The sequence below is a fragment of the Bartonella queenslandensis AUST/NH15 genome (assembly GCF_000312585.1).
Classification (GTDB): domain Bacteria; phylum Pseudomonadota; class Alphaproteobacteria; order Rhizobiales; family Rhizobiaceae; genus Bartonella; species Bartonella queenslandensis_A.
This window is the reverse complement of sequence record NZ_HE998101.1, coordinates 1-1,109: the sequence shown is the minus strand read 5'-3', so window position 1 is coordinate 1,109 and position 1,109 is coordinate 1. Positions and strand designations below refer to the sequence as shown.

1 protein-coding gene is annotated in these 1,109 nt (G+C 35.8%); it reads right to left on the bottom strand.

Annotated elements, in window-relative coordinates; translation table 11 throughout:
• Nucleotides 1–196 precede the first annotated feature (196 nt).
• The gene (locus BN338_RS09505) at nucleotides 197–1,024 is read right to left on the bottom strand and encodes a DNA adenine methylase (RefSeq protein WP_039761618.1); all 828 of its coding nucleotides are present in this window, start codon (nucleotides 1,022–1,024) and stop codon (nucleotides 197–199) included.
• Between the last annotated feature and the right edge of the window lie 85 nt (nucleotides 1,025–1,109).

The following is a 1,109-nucleotide window of genomic DNA, read 5'->3' as shown; positions in this document are numbered from 1 at the left end:
AATAATATGTAAGTTTTATCTAAAAATAACTTACTGTATTTATACATCTTTTTCACTGTGAGGGATGCGTAAATAAAAGTTGGGGAATAGAATTTTCCTATGAAGTATGTTTTGGCTGCTCATTTTAGAGGAATAGAATCATCCCTCCTAACTCTTGGCTAACCACCTTTAAGTGCAAAAAACATTCTCTAACGTATCAAGCATACGCGCTAAATAAGTCACAAGTATTAGAATCACAAAGGCTATTGTGAATCAAGAGCTCTTTTCGAGGTGTTTTTTTCGCTGTACCTGCTGACCAAAGTGTCTCAACTTCTAAAAAGTCAAATTCCTTAAAGATCTCTCGAACCGAATCACAATCATTCAGACTTAAAACAAACTTTCCTTCAAGCCCCTTGAGAACTTTTGCCATATTGACAAAATCGTCTTCAACAAAATTCCCTGAACTATAATATTTCTTCTTTAAAAGATAAGGCGGATCTAAATAAAATAAACTATCCGGCGCATCAAATAGCTCGATAACCCGTTCCCACGACAAATTTAAGATAACCGTATCAATAAGCTTATGTCTAATACGTCTCATCCTTGAGAGCAGCTTATCAGGATTAAACTCAGCCGATCTCTTTCTTCCAAAGCTAAAAGAGACATACTTTTCTTTCCCATACATGACACAACTTTGCAGAAACAAAAAGCGGGCAGCTCTTTCAACTTTGGAAAGGCTTTCTGGGTCAATCGATGCAAGATCAAAAAACAACTCTCTTGAACAAACAAACCACTCAAGTCGTTTGGCTAAATCATCAAAATGGTTTTGAACGCATTGAAATAGGTTCGTAATCTCTCCATTCAAATCATTAATCACGGAATATTTCGATGGTCCTTTATTGAGGAAAATAACACCAGAGCCTAAAAAGGGTTCAACATAGGTTTCATGTTCAATATTATTTAAAATCGGTACAATCGTCTTACGTAGATAGTGTTTACCACCCATCCACGCAAACAATGTTTGTGTAAATTCTTGTTTTGTCATATTTTTAAAGGAAAAGTTTTGTGTGTTCTAGCTCTTGGCTAGCCACCTTCTAAAGTGCGAAACAACATTCTCTAGTGCGTCCATA